The sequence below is a fragment of the Halobacillus sp. BBL2006 genome, from assembly GCF_000786645.1.
Taxonomy (GTDB): Bacteria; Bacillota; Bacilli; order Bacillales; family Halobacillaceae; genus Halobacillus.
In genome coordinates, this window is record NZ_JRNX01000083.1 from 1 (window position 1) to 6,515 (window position 6,515).

Consider the following 6,515-nt stretch of genomic DNA (forward strand, 5'->3'; position numbering starts at 1 on the left):
ATTTATCAACAAGCTCTTTTATGTTTGATGCATCCAGGTGTTCTCCTGCCCTCACTAAGATTTCGCCAGCTGCCCGTGCATCATCTAATGCATGGTGGTGATTTAACTGGATACCTAAATAGTCGGAAACAGCTTTCAAATTATACTTAGGCAGCTGCCACGTCTTCTTTGAGATGTTAACGGTGCAGTTGTAAGCAAGCATAGGATAAGGCAGGTTGTACTGATCCAGGACCGCTCTAAGCACACCCATATCAAATTGAGCGTTATGAGCGACAAGGAATTTTCCTTCTATTAACTCTCTTATTTCTTCTCTCCATAATTCATCAAATTCATAAGCGTCCTCTACATCTTCTTTTTTAATACCATGAATACTTATATTCATCGAAGAAAAATAATTTCGTTTTGGCTTAACTAAACGATAGTATTCTTTCTTCTTTTGTCCTTGTTCATACTCAATCAAACCGATAGAACAAACACTATCTCTTGATGAGTTAGCCGTCTCAAAATCAAGTGCAATAAAATTCATTTTCAGACTCCTTTACCCACTGTATATCTCTATCATAAAGGGTCAAAGGCTGCTCGTCTATCGTCATGTTTTATTCATCTTGATCAGAGAATCGCCAAAATCCAAGTGTACTCACAAACCCGGTCAGAGCAGTGACCAATACGATGAATAGGCTTGTAAGCGGAAGGGTTCCTTCTACTCCTGTTACATTGGAGAACAATGCAGGTATTGACCAAGGAAAGTATCGACCATAACCAATCGAAGCTATGATTTGTGAGAAAACCATGGTTAATATTATGAACCCAAGTGGAGCTAGGTACCCTCTTCCGTAACAGGCAATCCAACCGACAGGTGTACTCAGCAAGATAGTAAGTAAGGTTGTGACTAATAGAACATTCATGCCTTCTTGCAACACGGATGTAGACCATAAAGGTAAACCTACTAGGCATCCAATGACGAATCCAAGAGCAATAACCCATAACGATAATACAATTGACCAGATCCCTATGATATTAAATTTAGCGATAGCAATCATAATTCTTGGAAAAGGCAAAGCCAATAAGTCTTTTACTGTATTGTCAGAGAACTCTCTTCCAAAAATCCAACTTGTAATGAATCCAAATATGAATAGTCCTCCGAGAGCGATTCCTTGTGCCAGGAGCATCATATAGGATGGCCAATCAGCACTGCCTGCTAATTGAGCTTTGGCACCAATCAATCCAGCTTGTTGAGCTAAAGAAGGATTCTTTAAAATATACATAAAAAATCCGCCCATGAGCGGAAGCATGGAGAAAGCTAAAAAAGTGATCCATATAACTTTAGATTTTCGAAACTTCAGGAATTCTGCCCACATCAGGCTACTTAGATACTTCATGCAATTACTTGCCTCCTCCATTGATTATCCTTAGAAAATAAGACTCCAGATTTTCTTCTTCTACATAAATCATAGAAGGTGGATAACCTTCCCTAACTAAATAAGAAGTTATTATTTCAGGATGTTTTGCAGCAACTTCACCAAGAATCTGAAGAATCTCCCCTTCCCGATTGGAGGCAGTATAGCCTTTATTGGTAAGCTTCTTTAGAGCACCATCATTATCCAACGTACGAATAAGCACACGTTTCTGGCGTTCACGTTCCCATTCCTCTTTTCCTAATTCTCGCATTAATTGTCCTTTGTGAATAATGCCTATTTTTGATGCGATTTTAGAGATTTCATCAAGGATATGACTGGAGATGAAAATAGTTATGCCTTGTTGAGAAAGGGTTATGAGCATTTTACGGACCTCAAGAATTCCTGCTGGATCCAAACCATTCGCGGGTTCATCTAAGATTAAAATAGATGGGTCATGAATCAACGCTTTAGCAATTCCTAACCTCTGCCTGTTCCCTAAAGATAGATGCTTAGCTTTTTTACTCTCATAAAGTGTTAAATTTAAGCGGCTGAGGACTCGGCTTACTGCTTTGCGATCATTCATGCCTCTAAGTTTTCTAGCAATTTCTAAGTTCTCAGTAACCGTTAACTCTGGATATGAGTGAGGAGTTTCAACCATGTATCCCACTTCTTTCCAAAGCTCATAATTATCTGCGCTCACATTCCTTCCTCGAATAAAACAAGCCCCTGAGTTGGGACGGATCATGCCTAACAGCATTCGGATGGTTGTCGTTTTACCTGCACCATTGAGTCCTAAAAATCCGTAAATTTCTCCTTTTTTCACGCTTAGTGACACATCATGTACGACATGAAATCCTTGATATTTTTTTGACAGATTCCTTGTGAGAATAATATCCTCCATATCTTTACTCCTCCTCAAGAATCAACCCATCTGTAACCAGTTCAACTAATAATTCCATCGTTTGTTGATAGACCCCGCCACCAATTTCTTCTTTATGTGTACTCAATAAAAAGATCGAACGAAATAAACCTGCAAGTACGTCATCATCTATATCTCGAAACACTCCTGACTTTTTCCATTGATTTGTAAATATACGTAAATCGAATGAATCTTTTTGAAAATGTGCACTTAATCTTTCTTTTGGAACTTTTCTCAGAAGTCGGTCTCGATCTCCATCAAAATACATTTGACGAATGAGAGAATTCGTATCTATTACTTCTAAAGTTCGGAAGAGACGTTCACGTAAGGCTGCCTTCGGATCGGAATCAGATAATAATTCCATATTAATAAATGAATGTTTGATTTTTTCTTCTTCCATTTCAAGGATGTCAAAATAAAGTTCCTCCTTAGAGTTAAAGAAAGTATAAAAAGAACCGGGAGCAATTCCTACAGCTTCAGCTAACTCACTAATTCTTGTCTTCTTTAAGCCGTACTTAGAAAAGAAATTTCTGCCTTGCTCAAGAAGTTTCTGCTTAATCTCCTGTCTCTCTTGTTCGTTAAATCCTCTTGGCATAATAAACACCTCTAAATGTATGAATGAATTATTTTTATATTCATATATATGATACCATAAAAATAGAGGATTTCTTCAATCCTCTTCCAAATTTAGATCTGAATTATATATAACTTATGACTCCGGATAAGCTTTTTTAAGATGTTCTATCGACTATTAAATCGTGGCTTTTAGTATGTCAGTGTCAATGTCTTCTATTTTATTTATGTAAATGCAAGCCTTTCCCATTTGATGCTTGCCAAGGTTATTTAATAGTTCATCTCTATTAGGAGTGCCTGCTGGAAAGTATAAGCTGATTTTAGCCTTTCTTGGTGAGAAGCCTACAAGCGGGGCATCCCCTTCATGTCCGGATTCATACTTATAGTGATATGAACCAAACCCAATAATACTCGGTCCCCACATTTTAGCACGATAACCGCTGGTTTCTGAGAAAAGATCCAATAACCTGTATGCATCTTCCCTCTTTTAAAAGCTCTTAACACCCTCGATAAACACGATAACACTATTGTCATTTTCTATCGTTTTCAATTCATACATGAATCAATCCTCCTTAACCCATACTTAACACTGTTTTTCTATTTTCATTTCGATAAGAATCTGGTTTATCCTGCTTCTACCTTATATTCTATGGAATAACCCAAGCTATTTCGATGATAATAAATAATAAAGGAGGTGGCGGCATGTCTTTTGATTATGCAAATCTTTCGCCAGAAAAGCTAAGTGAGATCAAGTTATTAGAAAGTAAATTAGAAGTTGTTTTAATCGCATTCGATTCAAAATATAAAGAAGAGGATAATAAGTATTCCTAGTATAAGACTGTTATGTCACCTGTTGCGTGTTCACCTCTTTGGATATATCAATAAGGCGCCTTCTTTGTTTAGAAGTGCGCCTTTGAGCTTTTGTTCTAATAAAAATATTAAATAGCTCCATTCCCTATTAAAGCCCCACCTACAATCTGCTGAATAAAACAGCAAAAATAAACTAGGATTGGCTAACTGATATATGATAAAGAAGGCCTGTTCAGTAGACGATGTGTATTTGAATGAACTCGAAAAAATCAATAAATAGGAAAAGAGCACTTCCCCTGTTAGGATGTGCTCTCTTAGTTTATTTTCTATAAATTGTTAATTTTTCTTCAATTGGAGTTCGCTGCTTTGGTTTCGGTTGTTTATCAAAGTAGCCAAGGTGCAGGAATCCTACAATTTTCTCACCTGGCTCAACATTCAATAACTCTCGCACTTTCGGCTCATGAATTTGCGTGTTGGTTTTCCATACGACACCTAACTGTCTTTCCCAAGCAAGCAACTGGAAGTTTTGAATGAAACAACTAATGGCACCAAAATTTTCTTCCCATTGTTTTTGGCGAGGGTCCTCTTTCATCACAGCAATAAGAAAGGCTGCTGGCTGGCTAAAATAATTACGACGATTTTCGTGCATGTCTTTAGGAAACGTTTTTACTAGATCCTCCACAAATTGGCCTGTTTCTTCGGTTGGGATAAAGATAAATCGCCATGGTTCCCTTAGGCCATGTGTAGGAGCATAACTAGCATCTTCCAATAATTCTTTAATTAATTCTGCTGGGACCTCTTTATCGAGATATCCACTCTTTACTGATCTACGTTCGCGTATAATTTTAGCTAGATCTGTTTTTGTATGTTCCATATCCTCTCACCTACATATCATTTATTCTGTTACGATAATGATAATCGTTCTCATCAACTATGTCAAACGCAGTTAAAATGACGTTCTTAGTCTACAAATATTTAGACATCACTAAATCGGTAGTTTCAAATTGCAACTTGTTATATAAATGGATTGCGCGTTTATTATGGCCAAATACGTGAAGAGATAGCTTCTTAACCCCTTCCAGTTTTATATGTCTTTCGAGTTCAGAAAGTGCTTTTTGCCCGGAACCTTTCCCTTGGTGATCTTCAAATATGAGAAAGTTATAAATAAACGCTTCCTTCTTGGAGTTGGAAGGATCAAAATGATACCAAAAGTATCCTATGCTACAATCATTTGAGCGAATAGACAAAAAGTGATGTTCGGGAGTATTTAATCCTTTGGGTAACAGCTTTTTAAAGGTCTCAAGTGATTGAGCTAAAGCTTCTTCTTCTGTCCAAGTTCCTGCTTTCACTTTTTCATCAGCATAGCTCTCTATTTGTGCTTCCATATTCGAGTCGTACTCTTCTTGTGTCATCGGAACTAACTTAATCATTATTGAAGCCCCCTTACATATAAATACAAACGTAATGCACTCTTATGTATATTACCGAAAAAGTAAAGTGATGGCAATGTTCTGAATAAAACAAAGCAGAGGTTAATTGATAACCTCTGCTTTGTCGATTAAGAATCAAATTCGGCCATAAATCGGCCATACCCTCTCGCTTCCAATTCTTGTTTTGGAATAAACTCTAACGCAGCTGAATTCAGGCAATAACGTAAACCTGTAGGCTCAGGACCATCTTTAAATACATGCCCAAGATGGGAATCACCTGCTTGGCTACGTACTTCTGTTCTCATTCCGAATATACCCGGATCCTCTTTCGTTACAATATTCTCTTCGACAAGTGGCTTGGTGAAGCTAGGCCATCCTGTTCCTGATTTATATTTGTCTTTAGAACTGAATAATGGTTCCCCGGATAAAAGATCTACATAGATCCCTTCTTTATTATTATCCCAATACTCATTTTCGAAGGATTTTTCTGTTCCATCCTTTTGGGTGACTTTATATTGAAGCGGGGTCAGAACCTCTTTTAGTTCTTGATCTGTATAGGTTACTTCACTTCCGTCAAATTTCTTTATAATCAATTTTTCTGTTTCTGCCATATCTTGTTTCCCCTCTCCAGTGAGCTTATTAAAAATCAATGTCCCAATCACGGCCAAAAGGATTACGGTTATTACGGAAATCACACGTTTCATATCCTTTCCTCCTCTCACTTGTATATGAGGAACTTACTATTATTTTAACACCACCGGTAATTGCAGCGAATTATATTGCTTAGATTTTCCTTTACTTATTTATGAATTTAGCTCATTTTGGCCATCCTAGTAGAACGAAGAGAAAAATGGAGGGATACATTTGATTAAAAAAGTCATGATTGCCACTGGATTATTATGTGTAGGATTAGCAGCATGTAATACCAACGAAAATGATTCATTCACACAAGAAACTGCAGACACTCCACAACCAATGAGTGTAGAATACACAGCAGATTCAGCAGAAAAAAATCAATTTACATTTAAGACGTTTGATCTTGAAGTTGATTATGTTGATCGCGTCTCCTATGAAGTAGAATTCAATCAAACTAAAAATAATATAAAAGCCAGCATCAAGGATCTCGATCAGCAAAAAGTCACTGGTGAAAAGGCGTACAATCAATTGTCCCCACGCTTTCAGGAGATGAGTTTTGATGAGGATTCCACTGAGGAAGAAGTCATTGAAGAGGTCATTGAAATCTTAGATCTAAACCCTACTTACAAAGAGTTTGAGTTAGATATCACCTATAAAAACGGGATAGAAAAAGAATATGAAAATTAAACAAACACCAACCTCAGACATAGCATCCGAGGTTGGTGTTTGTTATTGTTAGTTTTTTTATTT

9 protein-coding genes and 1 pseudogene are annotated in these 6,515 nt (G+C 37.1%); 2 read left to right on the plus strand and 8 right to left on the minus strand.

Annotated elements, in window-relative coordinates; translation table 11 throughout:
• From LD39_RS03150 to LD39_RS03170, 5 genes and pseudogenes are all read right to left on the minus strand, one after another.
• On the minus strand, window positions 1-526 hold a 526-nt coding region (locus tag LD39_RS03150), incomplete at its 3' end, for a 3'-5' exonuclease (protein WP_035542814.1).
• Between the two features lie 70 nt (window positions 527-596).
• Window positions 597-1,379: an ABC transporter permease gene (locus tag LD39_RS03155; RefSeq protein ID WP_035542817.1), complete on the minus strand. Its 783-nt coding sequence runs from the start codon at window positions 1,377-1,379 to the stop codon at window positions 597-599.
• Between the two features lie 4 nt (window positions 1,380-1,383).
• On the minus strand, window positions 1,384-2,298 hold the full coding sequence (locus LD39_RS03160; protein WP_035542819.1) for an ABC transporter ATP-binding protein: 915 nt from the start codon (window positions 2,296-2,298) through the stop codon (window positions 1,384-1,386).
• Window positions 2,299-2,302: 4 nt separating this feature from the next.
• A complete protein-coding gene (locus LD39_RS03165; protein WP_035542822.1) occupies window positions 2,303-2,911 on the minus strand; it encodes a TetR/AcrR family transcriptional regulator in 609 nt (202 codons plus the stop codon).
• Window positions 2,912-3,067: 156 nt separating this feature from the next.
• Window positions 3,068-3,448: pseudogene (locus tag LD39_RS03170) on the minus strand (DUF1801 domain-containing protein).
• Window positions 3,449-3,591: 143 nt separating this feature from the next.
• Between LD39_RS03170 and LD39_RS23765 the strand changes: the two are divergent.
• Window positions 3,592-3,720, plus strand: coding sequence for a hypothetical protein (locus tag LD39_RS23765; protein WP_255349875.1), 129 nt, complete (start codon window positions 3,592-3,594; stop codon window positions 3,718-3,720).
• A gap of 298 nt (window positions 3,721-4,018) precedes the next feature.
• On the opposite strand, the gene LD39_RS03175 is transcribed toward LD39_RS23765, so the two are convergent.
• The 3 genes from LD39_RS03175 to msrB all read right to left on the minus strand — a co-directional run bounded on the left by LD39_RS03175 (window position 4,019) and on the right by msrB (window position 5,833).
• The gene (locus LD39_RS03175) at window positions 4,019-4,573 is read right to left on the minus strand and encodes a nitroreductase (protein WP_035542825.1); all 555 of its coding nucleotides are present in this window, start codon (window positions 4,571-4,573) and stop codon (window positions 4,019-4,021) included.
• Between the two features lie 91 nt (window positions 4,574-4,664).
• Window positions 4,665-5,129, minus strand: coding sequence for an N-acetyltransferase (locus LD39_RS03180; protein WP_052158706.1), 465 nt, complete (start codon window positions 5,127-5,129; stop codon window positions 4,665-4,667).
• 128 nt (window positions 5,130-5,257) lie between these two features.
• Window positions 5,258-5,833, minus strand: coding sequence for a peptide-methionine (R)-S-oxide reductase MsrB (gene msrB / locus LD39_RS03185; protein ID WP_035542827.1), 576 nt, complete (start codon window positions 5,831-5,833; stop codon window positions 5,258-5,260).
• Window positions 5,834-5,993: 160 nt separating this feature from the next.
• Here msrB and LD39_RS03190 point away from each other — a divergent pair, with 160 nt between their 5' ends.
• Window positions 5,994-6,452, plus strand: a complete 459-nt coding sequence (locus LD39_RS03190) for a YusW family protein (RefSeq protein ID WP_035542829.1) — start codon at window positions 5,994-5,996, stop codon at window positions 6,450-6,452.
• Window positions 6,453-6,515: the final 63 nt, after the last annotated feature.